The organism is Eisenbergiella sp. OF01-20 (assembly GCF_003478085.1).
Lineage (GTDB): Bacteria > Bacillota > Clostridia > Lachnospirales > Lachnospiraceae > Eisenbergiella.
The window spans coordinates 32,389-50,316 of record NZ_QUES01000031.1 but is presented as its reverse complement, the minus strand read 5'-3'; the positions used below and the strand labels follow the sequence as shown (position 1 = coordinate 50,316).

General features: G+C 48.0%; 21 protein-coding genes and 1 pseudogene. 1 reads left to right on the top strand and 21 read right to left on the bottom strand.

Annotated elements, in window-relative coordinates; translation table 11 throughout:
* Positions 1-7 precede the first annotated feature (7 nt).
* The 11 genes from DXA36_RS25100 to DXA36_RS25050 form a co-directional block, all read right to left on the bottom strand.
* Positions 8-466 (bottom strand): hypothetical protein, encoded by a 459-nt coding sequence (locus DXA36_RS25100; protein ID WP_117553161.1) that lies wholly within the window; start codon positions 464-466, stop codon positions 8-10.
* A gap of 80 nt (positions 467-546) precedes the next feature.
* Positions 547-1,659, bottom strand: coding sequence for a hypothetical protein (locus DXA36_RS25095; protein WP_118682150.1), 1,113 nt, complete (start codon positions 1,657-1,659; stop codon positions 547-549).
* A gap of 74 nt (positions 1,660-1,733) precedes the next feature.
* Complete coding sequence (locus DXA36_RS25090; protein WP_002592080.1) at positions 1,734-2,321, bottom strand: hypothetical protein; 588 nt, start codon at positions 2,319-2,321, stop codon at positions 1,734-1,736.
* Positions 2,318-3,157, bottom strand: coding sequence for a ribonuclease III (locus DXA36_RS25085; protein WP_118682149.1), 840 nt, complete (start codon positions 3,155-3,157; stop codon positions 2,318-2,320). The genes DXA36_RS25090 and DXA36_RS25085 overlap by 4 nt, the downstream gene beginning before the upstream one ends.
* Before the next feature lie 113 nt (positions 3,158-3,270).
* Positions 3,271-4,923, bottom strand: a complete 1,653-nt coding sequence (locus DXA36_RS25080) for a recombinase family protein (protein WP_002594252.1) — start codon at positions 4,921-4,923, stop codon at positions 3,271-3,273.
* A gap of 71 nt (positions 4,924-4,994) precedes the next feature.
* Positions 4,995-5,162 (bottom strand): hypothetical protein, encoded by a 168-nt coding sequence (locus DXA36_RS33130; protein ID WP_002594253.1) that lies wholly within the window; start codon positions 5,160-5,162, stop codon positions 4,995-4,997.
* A gap of 268 nt (positions 5,163-5,430) precedes the next feature.
* On the bottom strand, positions 5,431-6,789 hold the full coding sequence (locus tag DXA36_RS25075) for a virulence-associated E family protein (protein WP_118633822.1): 1,359 nt from the start codon (positions 6,787-6,789) through the stop codon (positions 5,431-5,433).
* Positions 6,749-7,435, bottom strand: a complete 687-nt coding sequence (locus DXA36_RS25070; protein ID WP_004612786.1) for a CHC2 zinc finger domain-containing protein — start codon at positions 7,433-7,435, stop codon at positions 6,749-6,751. The genes DXA36_RS25075 and DXA36_RS25070 overlap by 41 nt, the downstream gene beginning before the upstream one ends.
* A 15-nt stretch (positions 7,436-7,450) precedes the next feature.
* On the bottom strand, positions 7,451-8,695 hold the full coding sequence (locus DXA36_RS25065; RefSeq protein WP_025489029.1) for a hypothetical protein: 1,245 nt from the start codon (positions 8,693-8,695) through the stop codon (positions 7,451-7,453).
* 425 nt (positions 8,696-9,120) lie between these two features.
* Positions 9,121-9,426, bottom strand: a complete 306-nt coding sequence (locus DXA36_RS25055; protein WP_118263088.1) for a molecular chaperone — start codon at positions 9,424-9,426, stop codon at positions 9,121-9,123.
* Positions 9,410-9,703 (bottom strand): hypothetical protein, encoded by a 294-nt coding sequence (locus DXA36_RS25050; RefSeq protein ID WP_002594258.1) that lies wholly within the window; start codon positions 9,701-9,703, stop codon positions 9,410-9,412. Before DXA36_RS25050 ends, DXA36_RS25055 begins: the two co-directional genes overlap by 17 nt.
* 341 nt (positions 9,704-10,044) lie before the next feature.
* Here DXA36_RS25050 and DXA36_RS25045 point away from each other — a divergent pair, with 341 nt between their 5' ends.
* Positions 10,045-10,893 (top strand): helix-turn-helix domain-containing protein, encoded by an 849-nt coding sequence (locus DXA36_RS25045; protein WP_002594259.1) that lies wholly within the window; start codon positions 10,045-10,047, stop codon positions 10,891-10,893.
* 50 nt (positions 10,894-10,943) lie between these two features.
* Here the strand turns inward: DXA36_RS25045 and DXA36_RS25040 are convergent, their stop codons facing one another.
* The 10 genes and pseudogenes from DXA36_RS25040 to DXA36_RS24995 form a co-directional block, all read right to left on the bottom strand.
* On the bottom strand, positions 10,944-11,327 hold the full coding sequence (locus tag DXA36_RS25040; protein ID WP_002593334.1) for a TnpV protein: 384 nt from the start codon (positions 11,325-11,327) through the stop codon (positions 10,944-10,946).
* Positions 11,328-11,422: 95 nt separating this feature from the next.
* Positions 11,423-13,018, bottom strand: a pseudogene (locus DXA36_RS25035) (VirD4-like conjugal transfer protein, CD1115 family); the annotation flags it as partial.
* The gene (locus tag DXA36_RS25030) at positions 13,015-13,515 is read right to left on the bottom strand and encodes a PcfB family protein (RefSeq protein WP_008723309.1); all 501 of its coding nucleotides are present in this window, start codon (positions 13,513-13,515) and stop codon (positions 13,015-13,017) included. The pseudogene DXA36_RS25035 and the gene DXA36_RS25030, both read right to left, overlap by 4 nt.
* A 100-nt stretch (positions 13,516-13,615) precedes the next feature.
* Positions 13,616-13,927: a DUF5720 family protein gene (locus tag DXA36_RS25025; RefSeq protein ID WP_118682147.1), complete on the bottom strand. Its 312-nt coding sequence runs from the start codon at positions 13,925-13,927 to the stop codon at positions 13,616-13,618.
* Between the two features lie 23 nt (positions 13,928-13,950).
* Positions 13,951-14,718 carry a BRO family protein gene (locus DXA36_RS25020; protein ID WP_002589066.1) on the bottom strand — a complete coding sequence of 256 codons (768 nt, stop codon included), beginning with the start codon at positions 14,716-14,718 and terminating at the stop codon, positions 13,951-13,953.
* 36 nt (positions 14,719-14,754) lie between these two features.
* Positions 14,755-15,633, bottom strand: a complete 879-nt coding sequence (locus DXA36_RS25015) for a DUF6017 domain-containing protein (protein WP_006059572.1) — start codon at positions 15,631-15,633, stop codon at positions 14,755-14,757.
* 67 nt (positions 15,634-15,700) lie between these two features.
* Positions 15,701-15,895, bottom strand: coding sequence for a hypothetical protein (locus tag DXA36_RS25010; RefSeq protein ID WP_008818008.1), 195 nt, complete (start codon positions 15,893-15,895; stop codon positions 15,701-15,703).
* Positions 15,896-15,917: 22 nt separating this feature from the next.
* Positions 15,918-16,190 (bottom strand): DUF5720 family protein, encoded by a 273-nt coding sequence (locus DXA36_RS25005; RefSeq protein ID WP_007862445.1) that lies wholly within the window; start codon positions 16,188-16,190, stop codon positions 15,918-15,920.
* Positions 16,191-16,201: 11 nt separating this feature from the next.
* Positions 16,202-17,131 (bottom strand): ParB/RepB/Spo0J family partition protein, encoded by a 930-nt coding sequence (locus tag DXA36_RS25000; RefSeq protein WP_006059569.1) that lies wholly within the window; start codon positions 17,129-17,131, stop codon positions 16,202-16,204.
* Positions 17,088-17,909 carry a ParA family protein gene (locus DXA36_RS24995; RefSeq protein ID WP_002569249.1) on the bottom strand — a complete coding sequence of 274 codons (822 nt, stop codon included), beginning with the start codon at positions 17,907-17,909 and terminating at the stop codon, positions 17,088-17,090. The genes DXA36_RS25000 and DXA36_RS24995 overlap by 44 nt, the downstream gene beginning before the upstream one ends.
* Positions 17,910-17,928 lie beyond the last annotated feature (19 nt).

Sequence of the window (17,928 nt, the reverse complement as noted above, 5' to 3'; positions counted from 1 at the left end):
ATACGGGTTATCCGAGTTTGGAAACAATCTGGCAGAACATCTCAACATTTTCTTTCTGCCCCTGAATATCAGAGCCAATCGCATTGTTCATCAAAGAAATTTTCATTTTCTCTTTTCCAAAATGCAGCATTACGACTTTTCTTCCGGGCAGCAGTCCACCCTTGACTTCTGCCTTTGTTATGCTGCTTAGGGGCAGAGAAAGCCGGTTTTCAATTTTGGAGACATTAACGGAATTTACGATGACCATATTCAGGTGTTGCTCGGTAACTCCTAGATAGCAGTAAGCATTGCTCAGTGCGCCCAATGCAGCGGCAGCGCCCCCCGTCAGTGTAGAAAGTCCTCCGATCAGTGCATAGGTATCAGCCCCGGCCATGATGACCGCCCATAACTTGCACTGATAGGATTCATTTTCGTTCAAAATGGCTTCCAGCATTTCATTTTTATCTTTTTCATTCATTGTAAGCATAATTATTCCTCCTAATTATTGTTTTAAGTTGAGAACGCCGGATGCAATCCTTTGATATATGCACCCGGCGTTCAAAAGCATTAGTCTACTTTCAAATTTTTGTCCAGGATCACCAGTTCGCCGTTGCGTTCAATGATACCAGGCTGAACCACGACGATTTTCAGACCTTCCTGCAATTCCAGATACTGTGAAGCATAACCCCAAACCTTGACCTGATCGCCTTCCTCAAGCTCAATGGCAGTGCTTACAATACCATCTTCATTCAAAATCTGGTTATCAATACAGTAGAGCTGGCCGGTTGTATCCTCTGCGATGTAGAGAGACACATCCGAAGCGAGCGGCGTTCCGGCAATAGATTTATGTTCACCGACTTCTTCGCCCCAAATAGTACCTTCACTGTAAAATCCAACGACCATATTTTCTTCATATCCCTCGATGATCGCATTGAAATCCTGAGCATACGGCTCCATCTCGGCTTTTGTAGTATCCTTGTAAGCGGCAATCTTTTCATTAGATGCCTGTTCTTTTACCTCTTGCGGCTGATAATCCTTGTATTCAAAAACATTGTCCGAAGCAAGCGTGATTGCTGTGTAGTCATCATCCAGAATGACTTTATAAACAGCAATTTCATCATCATCAACAGTACGATTGATGTCGATATTTCCTGCGGAATTCAGTTCATATCCGTCTACACCTTCCAGCGCCTTTTGTAAAGCTGAGTTGGACATCGCACAGTTGATCCCATTGAGCGTTACAAAGAAATCAGGATTTGGTTGATCCTTATCGGCAGAGTATTCCAGTTCTACCACCGTTCCGCCCTCAGCAGGCTTGCATGGCTCTGTCCCGGCATTTACGATTGCAACATCTATTTCCTGATCGTCTTTGGAAAGTTCCCCATAAATACGCTCGCCGGGTTGCAGAGAAACCTCTGCTGCATCATATTCTTCCGTTTCCAAACTCCAGCCGGCTTGTATCAGCTGGGAAGTTTCCAAAGGAAGTGTGTAGTAAGTGCCATCCAGTACGAACTCAGGTGTCCCGTCATTTTTCAGCTGAGACAGAATGGCCTCATCCGTACAGCCTTTATCGCTGCCCGCAGCTGCCGGAGCTGATGTCTGAGGTTTTGAGCCGCATCCGGCCAGCATACTGCATACCAGCACACATCCTGTCAGTAAAGCAATCCATTGTTTTTTCATAAGCGTAAATCCTTTCTGCGATTCTATCAAATTTGTTTTATGTATGAACAACTCATATCCTATATAAAGGTCGATTATGCCCCTATCAGCGTCATGACCACATAGAGTACGATAAGCAGGAGCGCAAGACACATTGCACAGAAAACGGCAATCGTCGTTTTGACCCTGTGCCGCTCCTTTAATGTCAGAACCATCATTGCAAGTACATCAAAGGAAAAGAAGAACTGGCAGATTCCAGCTAAAACCGCCAACCATTTCGGATGAATGCCGTCTTTGCATGACTTTATCAGATAAGCGATAGCATAGGGAGCTGCCCCTAATAGAATCCCGTATCCAAAAATCAAAAAAACAATGGTTACCAGTCCAAACAACGCCATCAGCGGCAATGGGAAGAATGCCATCAGCGTTACATATACGGTGATGCTCCCTCCGACCAGGTAGAACGGGATCAGTCCATACTTGATGATCAAAGTGCAGTTCAGCAATGTCTTTCTTGACCACTTTCTTCCTACGGTCAGCACAACAATCAAATTGACGATTCCCATGATAAAAGGCAGAAGGATGGATAATATCTGCAATTTGATCGCATTGTCAAAACAGCCTGCCAAAAGGAAGAATGTATAAGACACAATTACATAGAGTACCGGGAGGATATAAGTCATTTAACAACCTCCTTTCTGCGCCGGATCAACCAGAGAATCAGCCAGATCAAGCAGACTGGGAATGAGAACAAACCCAAAATAAAAAGTCCGGCTCCAACTGACCCGAGTATAGAGTCCCCGGTGGCTATATTGCTGATGATTCCGAACAGTGCCAGACCAAAGCTGAAAGAGAGCCAGCAAAAGAAAGCATATTTACTCTCTTTGGCGTTTGCGGGTACTCTTGATTCTCCCTTTTTGTTTCCAAGCTGGGTTTTTAGCTGTTCGCTTAGAAGTCGTTCCTGTTCCTCTAATTTGGTATCTCCGATCGCCCTTGCGTAATCTCCCCGAAGCAGGTGATACCCTATTTTATCCTGCGTATTTTTTGCTCGATGCAAAAACTGCTCCAAAGTTTCTTCTGCTTCTGTCCAGCGCTGTTGGTCCAGCAGAGCGGAGAACCAGTTCGCTGTAATGATATTTTTGGAATGTTTGCTGAATGCCCAGGGACGCCAGCGATCCAATCCCTGTTTTAAATTCTCAAGATTATGGTCGCTTTGATATGACACCACATAGGGGTTCAATTTCTTTGCCAGCCAGTGTTCATATTTGCAATATGCGAAAAAGCATAGAGCCAGCAGCGCAAGAAACACTACAACAGCAATCCACATAGTCTCGTAAGAAAAAAAGTGATCATAAATCAAGCACGCAGCTCCAGAGAGAGCCGCAATGCTGAAAATTGGCCATGGATTTTTCATAATAGCAATATCTCCAATCATCTGTTTGAATAAAGATTCCGATATGGTCAAATTGTCATATCTATATGCAAACATTATAGCATTTGCATCATCTTTCGTCATCATTTTTCTGCTGTACGGCTAGGAATTTAATTGTAAATAAATTATGAATATATCTATTGCAATTTTACAAAAAGAAAAGCCTCATCCCTCGCTGATTGAGAGATGAGGCGAAATGATTATGCTGTAATCTCCGGGATTTCTCCGACAAAGTTATAAACGATTCTGACTTCCTGCACCTTCTGTCCGTCAATCTTCTTGACTTCGCCCACCAAAATTTTGCTGATGAGCCGGTTCAGCACCGCTTCATCCAGTTCTTCAATGGCTGCATAGCGCCGGATTTCTTTGATGAAGGTGCGGACTTCATTTTCCTGTTCGTCAGAGTGGCGCATCATCAACAGTAGGTCTTGCAGGCGCTTCTGGTTGGCTTCCTGCTCTTGTTCCAGTGTTGCTGTCAGCTTCATAAAACGCTGCTCAGTCAGGATTCCTTTTGCCTTATCGGTATATAGGCTCAGGAACATCTCATCAATTTCACGATTCCTGCTTTCCAGTCGTTGACATTCCTTCTGTGTCTGGGAGGCATCCAGAAGATACCGGCGCTCCATCCGGCTGCTCAGCCGCTGATAAAAAGCATCGGCATCTTTGAGCGCAGTCTTTGCCAGTTCCTGAATATCTTTCAGCACAAGGTTGTACAAATCTCTGGCTTCGATCTTGTGGCTGGTACAGGCGTTCTTGCCCAGCCTGTTGTAGGTCTGGCAGATATAATACGCCTTATCAATCGGTTCTCGCTGTTCGCCGGTAAAACGATTCTTTCCGGTTCTGCCAACCTTTTCATACCGCACCTGCATGGACTTTCCGCAAGTCGCACAATAAATGATACCGTGGAACAGGTTATAAAAGGGGCAGGAGTTGCCCTTCATAATGGTTGGTCTGCGGTCAATGATTTCCTGTACCTGCTCCCATTCTTCCGGGGAGATGATTGCTTCATGGCAATCCTCGATAATTTCCCAGTCCTCACGAGGGATAATGTCATAGGTGTTGGAGCGAATCCCTTTCTGATGTGTCCGGCAGACCAGATGTGCGCCCTTATAAAAGGGATTCCGCAGAATATGGCTGATTCTTGCACTTCCCCATGAATAGTAATTTACATCACATTCTGTGTTGCTTTTTACTCTGGTGATCGGGACTTTATCATCCATGAGCTGCTTTGCAATCCGCATGCATCCCCAGCCATCCAGCGCCATATCATAGATTTTTCGGATTACCGGTGCTGTCTCAGGGTCACGGATCAAATGTCCCTTATCCTCCGGGTCACGCATCAAACCGAGGGGCGGCTGCCCACCACAAAACTTCCCCTGCCGGGAACGGGTCATACGCCCTGCCAGCACCTTTTTGGAAATATCCCGGCTGTACATATCGTTCAGGATATTCTTAAACGGCGTAATGTCCATTTCCTGACGGGTCAGGCTGTCCACTCCGTCTGTAATGGCAATATAGCGTACATTGTGTTTTGGGAAAAAGATTTCGATATAGCTGCCAGCTTCGATATAATTCCTGCCCAGCCTGGACAGGTCTTTGGTGATAACGCAGCCTATCTTTCCCGCCTGAATATCGGCAATCATGCGCTGGAAAGAGGGGCGGTTGAAGTTGCGGCCTGTATAACCGTCATCTACATAATACTCATACTGGAACATCCCATTTTTTTCGGCAAAGTCCCGGAGCATAAGTTTCTGGTTGCTGATGCTCATGCTTTCATTATCGCCGCCATCCTCCAGAGAGATACGGCAATAAAGGGCTGTGATTTTCTGATTAACTTGTTTTTTCCTGCTCATAGTGTTCTCCTTCTATGAACAGGGACACGATATCATTATAATACCATGTCCCTGTCCATGATTCAACTGCTTTACGCCGCTTTCTGTGCCATTTCCCGATGCTCCAGCCATTCCTCAAAGTGTTCGCAGGTCTGACGCTCGATCAGCTGCTCAAAGGCTTCTCGCATGGTTTTGTCCCCAGAAAACTCACGAACCACTACAAACTGGACTTTTTTATTCTGCTTCTTGTTTTTCTCCATAGGCTACCTCCATAGAATAGGGGGATTAGACGGTGGTTGCGGCAACGAAGTCCGGCAACGGACATCAAAAAACCTGTAAACTATCGTCTGACCCTGATTTCTTAACTTTTCAAATTTTCTTATAAAATCTCGTTGCTTTCGTTGCCGAAAACATAGATAGATCATAAAAATCCTTTACTTGCGGGCTTTTTCTATATCAAAACCATAAATTTATCAGCAACGAACCCGGCAACCAACCGGCAACCATCCCGGCAACAGACCGTCCTTGTCAGGCGATCCACTCCTGCGGAAGTTCCAGCTGACGGCATTCTTCTTCACTCAGTTCTACAAATCCACCTTCGTTGCTGGGTAGTTCGTTGCCGGAAGTGTCCCGTTCCCAGCCCTTTTGTCTGCCATATCCGGCAAACATCCGGGGATTGGAAAAAGGCTTCCAACCGGTCACGACCGTGTTCATGATCTCATTGATATTGTGGAGCTGCCACCGCTTCGGCTCATCAAAGGTATGTCCCAGCGCCTCCTTGAACAGCTGTTTTGAGCAGACCATGTTTCCGGTGTAGTGTTCCAGAAATCCCTGTATCTGTCCGGCTTCGGTGTCCTCCGGCATGAAGTCTTTCTGCACCTCCACCAGTTGACGCTGGATGGACTTGCTGAATTTCATGGAATATTTGCCGCTGTGGTAAATGCTCATAGCTTCTGCCCATACCTGCAACAGATACGCTCTGGAAGCGCCCTCGTCCTCCAAAATGTGAACCTCTGCATTCTCCGGGTAAATCATGATTGGGAGAAAGCGCCGGTTCCCGGCTCGATCCAGCGGCAGAAAGTCCAGCGTATTCGAGGAACCACCGAACACACACTGCCGAAGCCGGTCTTTAGGCTGAGATTCATAAGGTGTCCGGTAGGTTTCCTTCTGTCGGCTAATAAAGGAACGGATTTCTTCAATGCTCTTTGCGCTGCTGGTGGCAAGCATCTCTGACATCTCAATGATCCAGTGACCTTGTAGCTTTTGGAATACCCGGTCGTCATCCAACTTCTTCAGGTCATCAGAGAACCATTCGTCCCGGATCGCCAGCAGTCGGAAGAAGGTGGACTTCCCGGCACCCTGACCGCCCACCAAACAAAGCATTTCCTCATATTTGGAACCGGGACGGAATACCCGGCGTATAGCACCCAGCAGGAAATGTTTCAGCATTTCTTCCACATAGTCACTTTCATCAGCACCAAGAAAATGGTGCAGACAGGAGCGTATGCGTGGTGTACCGTCCCAGACAAGGCTGTTCAGCACATCCTGAATTGGATGGTAACAATTTTCGTTTGCTACGATAGAAAGGGCAGCCGTGATCTTTTTCTCACTGGTCAGCTCATAGTTTCTCTCAAAATAGAGGAGAAGATATTTCACATCCGTATCCGTCAGAGCGCTGGTATTCCTGCGCCAGCCCAAGTCCTGTACAATGTCTACCCGGTCTGTCAGGAGATTAAGCCGGATGGCATCCCGCAGGAGTGGATCGCAGCAGAACACAATCCGGCAGTTGTCGATGGTGTTGGCTGTTTTTCCCTTGTCGGTAACAGAAAGGCTCTGCCGCACCTCATCAACGCTCTGTTCCGGCGCTATGGCTTCGGCTGCGCTCATCACAGCCTGCTGGGTGGCTGGCGATAAACTCTGATATTCGCTGTTCAATTTTCCTCACCTCTTTTCCATACTCAGCAACTACAAAAGCTCGTTCTTCTATGCTGTCAGACAGAAGAAGATCCAACAGATATTCGATATATGGCTGCCTGTGCAGAGCCTCCACAAACAAAGGATTCCAGTCATCCTCCGGTTGTTTGGGCGCATATTCTTCTTTCCATCGTTCCAGCAAACGCAGGTAGTCGCACAGCACCCGAAAGCATTTCTGCTCTGCCTGCCGGTATCGCATTTCCTCGCTGATTTTTCTTTTGATTACTCTCTTTTGTGGCGGATCGTGGCCTTTGCGGTCAAAGCTGATTGAGAAGTCCTCTGCCAGCTTTAAGGCAGCTTCTTTACTGCTTAGTCCAAAAAGACGGGAAGTGAAATCAATCACATCTCCATCTGCCTGACAGGCAAAACAATGGAACCGTCTGTCCACCTTCATGCTGGGATGCCTGTCATCGTGAAACGGGCAACAAGCCATCCCGTTGCGTCCTACTGAAATTCCATAAACCAAAGCAGCCTGCCTTGTGGTAACAGACTGTTTTACTGCTTCAAATACATTCGTTTCTTCCACCTCCAAACAATGCAAAAGGCATCCGGTTTCCATAGAAAATCAGATGCCTCACAATTCCATATCCTGTTTTCTTGTTGGAGCAATCCGTCCTTCACGCTCCCAGCGCTCCCGGTTCTCCCGATCAGCGTCCAGTTTGCCTTGTGCCAGCTTCTCCTTAATGGATTTTCTGGCTTTATTTTTGATCTGCTCTTTGCCAGCCTGTTTGACCTCCGGTTTTAACAGCACCGCCTGTACCTTTTTGAGAACTTTTTCAGCAGACTGCTGTAATTTTTCTCGCACCCTACTCAGCAGAGTGTTCGCTATCTTCACAACTTCTGGCGAATTTTTGGCATTGGGCGATACCACGCTCTTTCGATATTTCTCAATTACTTCCATATCTTCAAGCTGGGTTTGTTCCCGAACCTTGTCGGTCACAACCTCCACCGCCTTGTCATAGGCTGCACCGGAAACATCTTCCAGTAAGGTTTCTACATCCTCAATTTTTAGCGTCAGTTCCTCCAGCTTTTGCTCCTGTGTCGCCAGCTGCTCCTTCTGCTTCATCAGGATATAATCCTGCTTTTCCAAATAGTCACGCCCACCATAAGACGGCTCCTGTTCCAGATGCAGCCCATGCCGTTTGGCAATGTCAAATAAGATTGTCCGACAGACTGCATCAAAAGTCTGTTTCCGGTTATTGTGCTTTCCTTTTGGCTGTTCCGGTTTAGGGAGAGGGATACCCAGTTCCTCCAACGCCTTTTCCTGCTGGGGGCACAGCTCTCCATACCGATTTTCACAGTCAAATACATGGCGCTCATGGATGTGCGGAGTCCCTTCATCCAGATGGAGCGCCCAGTCTAAAATGTGGATATGAGAACCGAAACGGTTTTCAAATTCCTCATAAAATTCACTGACAATGAGCGCTAAAGTCTCCGGTGGAACGGATTCTTCCATAGTGCCGATCTGGTAGATGCTTTCTTCTGGACAGGTCTTGTTATTTTTCAAAAGATCATCCACAGTGCGATTGCGCTCAATGTGCCGGGTTTTCTCGTTCCGGGCGTTCTGAGCATTGACATGGTCGGCATAATGCTCGTAGTAATACATCCGTTCAATTTCCTCAAAGCTGAAATCCGGCTGCTCTGGGTTTTCCCGAAAGTCGTGGGTGGTAAAGCCCCGGTAACAGTCCCAGTACACATTTTGTCTGGCACGCTCAGCGTCAATGTGTTCGCTATTTTCTACATCGAACCGACGGTCATTGTGCCGGGGATTGTAAGTGCCATGCTTCCCAGATCGTCCATTGTGTCTTGTTAATTTCAAACATTTTTCCTCCTTCCTGCAAAGATGTTCTGGGCTGGGGAGGGCGGCAAAGCCGCCAGACCTGCGAAGTTTTGCGTCAGGTAATACCCAGTACAAGTTGACGCAGGCATCAACTTTCCCTGGGCAAGGCGTTTCACCCTTGACCCGATGAGGCTGGCTGCCCTCACCCCGCCAATGGGCGTTGCCCCTTGACCCCAGCAGTGCGCTGCCGCCCCTGCACCCCGGCACAAAGGGCTGGCTGCCCTCTGTACTCCCGCACCGGCGAAGCTGGCCTTCACCGCAGAAGCGGTTTTTGCCAGTTTCACCGGCTCCGTATCCGTACATTTACGCCCATAGGCGAGAAGTGGATACAGAATACGCCTGCGGAAATTGCCAATCAAAACAGCGGGTGCAGACCCGATATTTTTTCGTAAATCGCCCTCATTTTAAGCGATTTTTTCTTCTGTCTGTATGACCTGAAAGCCATGCTCTTTTGCGTACTCCCTTGTAGCTGCCAGCCGTTCTTCGCTGTACGGCGGCACCAGCCGGATCGAAAGTCGGGACTTGTCCAGTACATAGGTCACGCTACCTTCCGGCGTACTGCGTTCCAAGCGGCACAGCAGAGGGTACTTCCGGCTGAAATCCTCCAGTCTGCGTTTCAAGCTGGCATTGAAGGTGTAGATACTGGCAATCGTCTCGCCCTCATTCCAGTTGATGATGGTTTCTTTTTCATATTTAGACAGCTTCCTCATACAGTTCCTCCTCATAATCGGTGTTTGCTTTCAGCGCACGCAGACTGCGTCTAATCCGGCGGTATTCGTCCATCTCCATACGCAGATGATGGTAAAAGGCTTCGTACCACCTTTCCTCTGTCTCTGTCTCAATTTTACGAGCAAGATGAAGCATCTGGCTTTTCGCCTCCGGGTCAACAGTCAATGCTGTCAGCCATTTCAGCCTTGTCACTGTGTTGTGATGGCTGGGGCAGGCGTAAGCGTAAAGTATTTTCTTTTCCTTCATATTCAGTTTCATAATGATCTACCTCCATTCATTTGATGCGGTATGTCCCGCATCGTTTATTTTTCTGTCTGCCGGTCTGTCTGCAAAATATTCCTGCCCGGATTCTCTCCCAGCGTATTGTCCTCTTTGGTGCGCTCTTATCGTGGCGTCACTTCCCCGGAGGTCATCCCCCTTGCAGTCGGTCATTCATTTTTCAAGGTTCTATGTCTCCTGACAAGAACCAGTTTACCGAAAAAAGAGGGCTGCTCCCGTATGTCCAAGACGCAGGAAAATCACACGAAAACCGCATATTTCCACGCTCTCGGAAATGTGCTATAATGGAAAACAAAAACCGTTGGCAAGGAGGTGCTTTGATGTACACAAAACTGTCGATCCCGGAACGGCTCAAAGACCTGCGGGTGGTGGATAAGCACCTGACGCTGGAACAGCTGGCAGAACAGACCGGCCTGTCTAAGTCGGCACTGGGAAAATATGAGAGCGATGACTACAAAGACATCAGCCCATTTGCGATTGCGACACTGGCAAAGTTTTACGGTGTGTCCACTGATTATCTGATGGGTGTGTCAGAAAATAAAAATCACCCAAACACGGAGCTTCAAGCTCTGCATCTGAGTGACGCTATGGTGGAACTTTTGAGCAGCGGAAAGATCAACAACCGCCTGCTTTGTGAACTGGCGACTCATCCAAATTTTTTGCGGCTGATGGTTGATATGGAAATCTTTATTGACCAGATCGCTGATATGCGAGTGAACCAGATGAATCTGATTCTGGAAGCTACCCGGCAGACCATTCTGAAAGAACACGCACCGGGAGAAAATGATCTGTATATGCGGACGCTGGAATTGGGTCAGGTACAGGAGAACGATTTTTACAGCCATATCCTTCATGATGATCTGGACAGCATTGTCCGGGATATACGGGAAGCCCATTTGAAAGACAAGACCACAGCCGACCCACAGCCAACACTGGATGAGGTCAAAGAGAATTTTGAACAGGCCATACAGATGGGAACCGACACAGAAGCTATGATCCATGAGTTCTGTGATAAAATGCAGATTCCTTTTGAAAAAATTTCATCCGAGGACTTTTCGGCTTTTCTGCGGATACTGAGCCTGTCCAAACTGCTTAAAAACCCAAACAATATGCGGGGAAAAGCCAAGTCACAGCCGTATTATATGCCAAAAAAGAAAAAGCGCAGGTAGCAAAAAGGCCATCCACTATAAAAGTGAATGGCCTCAGTTTTTCCACCTTCTCAGACGAAAATCATCTCAGACCGAATGACTTCCTCTGCCCGGTGGCGTATGCTGTTCATGTGACCGACCCATGCAAGCTGGTCTTTTGCTTTCAATTCCTCCGTGACTCCCTCTGTTTCTTTTATCTGGGCAATGATACAATCCAGACGGTTCTGTGCCTGCTCATCCAGATCGGCAAGATATGTCCACAGCTTTCCAGACAGAAGCAATTCATTGTACCGGTCGGGACAATACTCTTGCAGATATTCCCTGTGCATCCGTCCCCACCGTCCGATTGGGCGGCTTTCCTCCGGCAGCTGTAAGTCTGGAATATAGTAGTCTCCGACCAGAACATAGTCCAGACCGTTACTGTCATCATGGATATGCTTTTTCAATTTCTCCATAGCGACCTCCTGTTTTCGTTTTATCCGAATCCAGTTGATCGTGTCCCTGTTCATCTGTTATTCAAGGCAACTGAACTCGTCACCATGAATTATGGCATATCTTTCCCCAATTTTTGATAGTTGAGTGAATGGGATGTTTCCCTCCCACGGCTCTCTCCGGTGTTGTAGGTGTCGATGGTTTCCTTACCCAGCACGGCGGCCAGCTCCTTGAGAGTGGTCGGCTCCTTACCGCCCAGAAAGATGGAAGTATCCATGTTTCCGATAATGGTATCTGCGTTATCCTTATAAATCGCCTTGAGCTGACTCTGCGCCTGCAACACCAGACAGGCGGAGATCTCACGGCTTCGGATGGTGGCCACCAGCTTTTCCAACTTGGGTATCTGGCCAATGTTGGCGCACTCGTCGATCAGACAGCGCACATGAACCGGCAGTCTGCCGTCGTACACATCGTCGGCCTTTTCGCAGAGCAGGTTAAACAGCTGGGTATAACACATGGATATAAGGAAATTAAAGCTGTCATCAGTGTCACTCATGATGAGGAACAGGGCAGTTTTCCTGTCTCCCAGAGTATCCAGCTCCAGCTCATCATAAGCCGTGACCTCACGCAACTCTGCAATGTCGAACACGGCAAGGCGAGCGCCGCAGGAAATCAAAATCGACTTGGCTGTTTTTCCGGCGGCCAGCTTATATTTCTTATACTGGCGCACCGCAAAGTGGTTTGGCTTCTCGGCTTCCAGTGCATCAAACATCAGGTCTACGGGGTTTTTGAACTCCTCGTCATCCTCACGGACTTCCATGGCGTTGATGAACTCAATGAGGGTGGAGAAGTTTTGTTCCTCCACCGGAGCCTCATAATGGATATAGCCAATAAGCGCGCAGTACAACAAGGTTTCTGCTTTTACCCAGAAATCGTCTCCGGCCTTGCCTTCGCCTTTGGTATTGGCGATCAGCGTTGTTACCAGCTTCAAAATGTCCTTTTCGCTATGGATATAGGCGAAAGGGTTATAGTGCATGGACTTCTTGAAGTTAATGGTATTTAGGACCTTGATTCGGTACGGCTCATAAATGACCTTGCCGTGCTTATCCTTCATAGGCTTTCCGTCTTTCCCCAGCTTGGGTGCGCCCCTTTGGAGCATTTTTCCGCACTCCACCAAAATGGTTCCCTTCGGGTCTGTGACCACATAGGAACTGTGCATCTGCATCAGATTCGGTTTGAGCCAGAAGCGGGTCTTACCGGAACCGGAGCCGCCAATCACCAGCACATTTTTGTTTCTGGCGGTCTTTGGGTCCTTGGGGCGGCTGTTCATTGTCAGGCTCTCCGTTTTCGTCAGAATCACATTGTTCTGGAATACCGGGTCGATGTAGGGTGTAATGTCCTCATGGGTTCCCCACCGGGCGGAACCGTATTCCATGCCGTGCCTGTACTTCTTGGCGTTCTTGCTTTTCAGGTACACAGCCAGCCGCAGGCCGCCGCAGCAGCACAGGCCCACCAGCAGGTCCAGCGGGTGCAGGCTGGGCCACCAGCTGGCCAGCGCCACCGGCAGCGTGGAGAAGAACGAGAGCATTTTTGCCGAAGCGTCCGCACCCACGGCCATCCGCCACGCTTCACCGAAGTTGGTGGAGAAAAGCCCCATCAGGATATACGGCAGATTCAGCAAAATGAGCTTTTTGATGTTCAGCTGCTTTTTCATCGTTCCAGCTCCTTCCGCTTGTTCCGGTCCACGACGGCGTGTTTTACCAGTTCTTTGAACTGGCTCAGCTTTGCCAGCACGGACGGGCGCTCGGATTTCTCCGCCTTTCTGACCTTTTTCCCGGTGTACTCGGTAAAAGCAGCGGTCAGGGCATCCGCGTCCCGACCCTTGAAAAAGATCAGGTACTTGGGTGGGGAGCTGCTGCGGTCCTTCTTCACCGCATAGTCCACGCCGTATTTCCGGGCGATCTTCTCAAACTCCTTGATGGAGGGGTCGGTGATCTCGATGTTGGAAACCCCTTGGTTTTGACCAATCAGCTGTTTCACCGTCTGCTTGCCCTGGGGCTTCACAGGCGCGTCACGGCTTCTCTGCTTTTGCAGCTTCTTTTCCTTGCGGTGGGCAAGGTACTTGCTGATGGCGGCTTTGAGCAGCCTGCCGGTGAACTTTGTTCCGCTGACAACCAGCGTTAAAGTCCTGTTTTCCACTTCTTCCTGCATTTTCATCGCCTCCTTTCCACAAAATGTGCAGGGGTGGTGCATTTATTTCTAAGGCGGGACCACCAGCCGCCGGAGAAGGTATTTCTTCATCGAACCGCCCTCAACGAATTTGCTCAGAACGGTCATAGAGCAAATCTCCATTTCTGACCTTTGCATAACTGAGAATCTTGATCTGTCCCTTTGCCTGACTGTCCAGAGCTTTTTCATAGCCCTTATCTGACAAAAACAGGCGGGTTCGTTCACCTTTCCAGCCCACCGGGGAGTCATGCGTCAGCACATCAAAAATAATCATGTGCCGGGTGTTCTCAGCAAATCGCTGGAGATCCATGTAGTCATGGCCGTGATAGTTCTGCGCTCCAGCTTTCTGGCGCATTTCTTCCATCAGCTGACCGATTGTTTTGCCTTCTGGCATAAAACTCACTTCCTTTCCCACTCTCATACAACCATCAAAATCATGTCTCTCAGCTGAGCAAAGTAGAGTTTGCCTTGCGGGGTTATCAGCGTATAGGAGCCGATATGCCCGTGATTGCAGTAGTCTTTGACACAAAACAGTCCTTCATTGGCTGGCTTTGCATAGGGCAGTACATTACCGGATGCGGTGCGGTACACAAAACGCTTTTCCAGAAGGAAACGGACAAACCGACGCTCCGGGACAAGCAACTCTTTGGCGGTGGTGCGGAGGTTGGTACTGTGATTGAGGTCGATGAACAAATCATAAAAGGCTGCCTTACTCTCCAGCAGGGCATTTTCCTCTCGTAGCGACGCATTTTCTTCCCGCTCAGCAAGCAGCTCGGAGCAGAGCTTTATCAGAGCTTCCGGAGAAGTGGCTATCTCCCACAACTTTTCTTTTGTGAGATAGGCTCCGTGCTTGCGAATGGCAGGTAGAACTTCATCAAACACCCATTGTTCAAACCGTTCCGCTGACGGCAGTTTACTATGGGCGATCAGACGATATAGATCACCTTCGGGGATAAAGAGCATTTCGACCATTTGTACCGCGGGGCTTCCATCTGCCTTTTTCCCAGTCTGGACCCCTATGGAACATTTCGTTCCACCCCTGGTATGGTCGCGGACGGCTTTGCGTGGATTGGTATATCCCAGCGCTGTTGCCACATCTGTACCGCAAAATAATACTTTGCCATTCTGTTCCAAAGTGCGAATGCTTCCGAACTCTGGACTATTGAAAATTTCAATCTGATTCATGCTGTGCCTCCTTTGGTGTAATACAAAAGCGGCTGATTACCAGCCGCCTGCGTGCATATCGTGATTTACCAGTGAAGTGTAGTGGTTATTCATGGTGGTAGGAGCGTTGAACAGCACTGCAAGCAGGTACTGCTTGATGTTGTGTACCTGGGTGGTGTTCTTTTGCAGACAGTCCATGACAAACTCGATGTGAGAGCTGTCCAGCTTCAAAAAGCGGGAGCGTACAATTTCATGAGGAAAGTCCGCACCAGAGATCCGGGTGGTCTTTCGTTTGGCACAGACCGTTTCTACCAACAGCTCTACGATCTCATTCAGGTCATCCAGGTAGAGAGGATAACGCTGCTTCAGACAATCATACTCGATATTCTCCAAAATCAATTCCCGATAATTTTCTATCTCTGTGACAGACATCGCATCCCTTCCTTTCCGTTCCGGCGGTATTACCGCCGCTGTTTCCCGGAAGGGAATGGAATCGGTATTTGATCCATGAGTATTTTGTTTTTGGGTATTTGATTTCTTAGTATTTAATTGTGTTGGATTTTCCGGTAACGGATTTACCGCTGACGGGTTTACCGTTATCGGGTTTTCCGACAACGGCTTATCCAACATCGGTTCTCCCTCGATGGGACGCTCAAAAATGGTATACTCATTGGCTGCGAATTTACCAGAAGCATCAGTTGTCTGTCTGCGCCGAATGTATCCGGCTGTTTCAAGCTCATTGACAGCAGAGCGGATTGCATCTTTGCTTTCTCGATTGATATAGCTGAGTCCTGACAGCGTATAATCCCAGTCATCAGGCAGAGATAACATTTGCGACAAGAGACCCTTTGCCTTCAAAGAAAGTCGTTTGTCTTTTAGATGAAAATTGCTCATAACCGTGTAATCGCCAGTGCGTTCTACACGAAAAACAGCCATTTACTTCACTCCTTTCATTTCTCAGGTATGAAAAAAGCCGCAATTCATAAAAGAATTGTGGCAGCGGTTAGGGTCTGTCTGTATCTTTTTTCTTGCGTCGGTAGGGGCGTTTTGGCATTGGTGGTTTATCAAACAGATCCCTTTCCTGAGAAAATGGTAAGGTTTGAAAAACACGGTCAATCTCGGTGGATTCCATATCACGCTGTGAGCGGCAATCTTCTTGAATAGCTTCTCGGATTTCTCTTACAGTACACATATTCATTCCTTTCCTTTCGTTGTATCGGTTATGAACGACGGTGTTTTTTAGGCTTGAAGTCGAGGATATGCCCCTCAATAACATGGGCATATCTCTTAATTTTGATTTCTCGACGCTGCTGGCTTTGCAGAGCTGACTGATACCCGTCCTCTGTGAGAAAAAGCCTCATTTCGTCACCAGGTTCTCCATAAGCAGTAGGGCGCAAGACAGTAAACTCAATCATCCAGAAAGTGCTGTCCCAAAATCGCTCCACTGCAAGAATGTTGTGGCCTTTCAGTTCCCTTGCTGCAATATCTTTCATAGGCTCTCCCTTCATCGTTCCTGATCTCGTTGGCGTTTTTTCTGCCATTGTTCCAGCAGTTTAATAATGGTTTCCTGCATTTTGGCCGGTGTATAGCTTTTGGGGAAATACTTTCGCAAGGTATCGCTGCTCAAGGTCACTTTATCCAGATCACCCTTTTTTTCCTCTGACATGATGGCAAGCATCACATCTTCTGACAATTTCCCTTCCTGGCTGAACTTTTTCATTCGCTGAGCCTGAGAGAGAGAAGGGGTAGCCTGCTCATAGTCCATTGTTTCCACCAGCATTTGCTGTTCGTCCGGTTTCAAAAAAGAGAGTTCATAGGCTGGGTTAAATGCGATTTTCTTTTCATCCACCATATCCAAAAGCTCTGGAATCAGTTCAGTCAAACGAACATATCGCATTACCTGGATACCGCTTCGTTCACCGGCTTCTTTTGCCACCTGGTCTCTGGCGCTCAACTTCTGTTCAACTTGAACAGAAGTCAGGTCTGTTCTTGCTCCTTGATGTTTAATGGCTTCCAGCTTCATTTTGTAGGCAAAAGCCCTTTCACTGGGGAGCAGATTTTCTCGCTGCAAATTGCTGTCAACCATAATAATTGTGGCAGCATCGTCATCCAAGTCGCGCACAATGACAGGCATGGTTTCTTTTCCGGCCAATTCGCTGGCTCTGCGGCGTCTGTGACCGGCTACCAGCTCATAACCGCCATCAGGCAGTGGTCTGGCAATCGCAGGAACCAACACACCATACTTTTTGATGCTGTCTGCGGTTTCTATCATTGCATCATCATCCTTGACCTTGAAGGGGTGATCCTTGAACGGATGCAGTTCAGATAGGGGAATTTCCTGAATTTTTTCCAGTTGCTCGTCTTGCCGACTTTCTTCTGTAGAAAACAGGTCATCTACTGAGGCCAGCTCTATTTTTTTCGCGCTGCTTTTCAAGTTTCAATACCTCCTTCGTCAGATTTTTGTAGCCCTCAGCCACTTTGCCATTAGGATCATGGGCATAAATGCTTTTTCCTTCAGCACTGATTTCTTTAGCCCTGACAGAATGAGGAATTTCTGATGTAAACACCTTGATCTTACTGCCATAGGTTTCGCGCAGAAGAGCGGAGATTTCTTTGGCAAAATTGGTTCGGCTGTCTACCATCGTCAGCAGAATCCCATCAATTTGCAGCTTGGGATTGATTTGTCTGCGAACCTTATTGATAGTTTGCAAAAGCTGCTCCAAACCTTTAGCTGGAAGATACTCTGCCTGGACGGGGATTATAACCCTATTAGCGGCAGCCAGTGCATTGACCGTAAGCATACCCAGGGAGGGCTGGCAATCAATAAGGATATGGGAGTATTGCCCCTTCAGCGTGTCCAGATATTGTCGCAGAATGGTTTCTCGGCTCATAGCGTTTACCAGAGATACCTCCATACCAGATAGCTGGATGTCCGCAGGCATCAGGTCTACGCCCTCAGGGTGGTGCAGGATACCCTCGCCGGGACGAATTGGTTCATCCATCAAAATACGGCCCATAGCGTCTGACAGTGTAAAGGGCAGCTTATCAGGCTGGGGATTGCCCAAGCTGATGGTCAGGCTTCCCTGTGGGTCTCCGTCAATCAGAAGGACTTTCTTCCCGGACTGCGCCAGACCAATTCCAAGATTGGCACAAGTGGTTGTTTTGCCGACACCACCTTTTTGGTTGGCTATGGCAATAATCTGTGTATTCATGATTTCACCTCATTTCTTT

Excerpts from the sequence above, each read along its gene's own strand:
- DXA36_RS25100 (WP_117553161.1), bottom strand. The coding sequence starts at position 466 with ATGCTTACAATGAATGAAAAAGATAAAAATGAAATGCTGGAAGCCATT.
- DXA36_RS25095 (WP_118682150.1), bottom strand. The coding sequence starts at position 1,659 with ATGAAAAAACAATGGATTGCTTTACTGACAGGATGTGTGCTGGTATGC.
- DXA36_RS25090 (WP_002592080.1), bottom strand. The coding sequence starts at position 2,321 with ATGACTTATATCCTCCCGGTACTCTATGTAATTGTGTCTTATACATTC.
- DXA36_RS25085 (WP_118682149.1), bottom strand. The coding sequence starts at position 3,157 with ATGATGACGAAAGATGATGCAAATGCTATAATGTTTGCATATAGATAT.
- DXA36_RS25080 (WP_002594252.1), bottom strand. The coding sequence starts at position 4,923 with ATGAGCAGGAAAAAACAAGTTAATCAGAAAATCACAGCCCTTTATTGC.
- DXA36_RS33130 (WP_002594253.1), bottom strand. The coding sequence starts at position 5,162 with ATGGAGAAAAACAAGAAGCAGAATAAAAAAGTCCAGTTTGTAGTGGTT.
- DXA36_RS25075 (WP_118633822.1), bottom strand. The coding sequence starts at position 6,789 with ATGAGCGCAGCCGAAGCCATAGCGCCGGAACAGAGCGTTGATGAGGTG.
- DXA36_RS25070 (WP_004612786.1), bottom strand. The coding sequence starts at position 7,435 with ATGGAAACCGGATGCCTTTTGCATTGTTTGGAGGTGGAAGAAACGAAT.
- DXA36_RS25055 (WP_118263088.1), bottom strand. The coding sequence starts at position 9,426 with ATGAGGAAGCTGTCTAAATATGAAAAAGAAACCATCATCAACTGGAAT.
- DXA36_RS25050 (WP_002594258.1), bottom strand. The coding sequence starts at position 9,703 with ATGAAACTGAATATGAAGGAAAAGAAAATACTTTACGCTTACGCCTGC.
- DXA36_RS25045 (WP_002594259.1), top strand. The coding sequence starts at position 10,045 with ATGTACACAAAACTGTCGATCCCGGAACGGCTCAAAGACCTGCGGGTG.
- DXA36_RS25040 (WP_002593334.1), bottom strand. The coding sequence starts at position 11,327 with ATGGAGAAATTGAAAAAGCATATCCATGATGACAGTAACGGTCTGGAC.
- DXA36_RS25030 (WP_008723309.1), bottom strand. The coding sequence starts at position 13,515 with ATGCAGGAAGAAGTGGAAAACAGGACTTTAACGCTGGTTGTCAGCGGA.
- DXA36_RS25025 (WP_118682147.1), bottom strand. The coding sequence starts at position 13,927 with ATGCCAGAAGGCAAAACAATCGGTCAGCTGATGGAAGAAATGCGCCAG.
- DXA36_RS25020 (WP_002589066.1), bottom strand. The coding sequence starts at position 14,718 with ATGAATCAGATTGAAATTTTCAATAGTCCAGAGTTCGGAAGCATTCGC.
- DXA36_RS25015 (WP_006059572.1), bottom strand. The coding sequence starts at position 15,633 with ATGGCTGTTTTTCGTGTAGAACGCACTGGCGATTACACGGTTATGAGC.
- DXA36_RS25010 (WP_008818008.1), bottom strand. The coding sequence starts at position 15,895 with ATGAATATGTGTACTGTAAGAGAAATCCGAGAAGCTATTCAAGAAGAT.
- DXA36_RS25005 (WP_007862445.1), bottom strand. The coding sequence starts at position 16,190 with ATGAAAGATATTGCAGCAAGGGAACTGAAAGGCCACAACATTCTTGCA.
- DXA36_RS24995 (WP_002569249.1), bottom strand. The coding sequence starts at position 17,909 with ATGAATACACAGATTATTGCCATAGCCAACCAAAAAGGTGGTGTCGGC.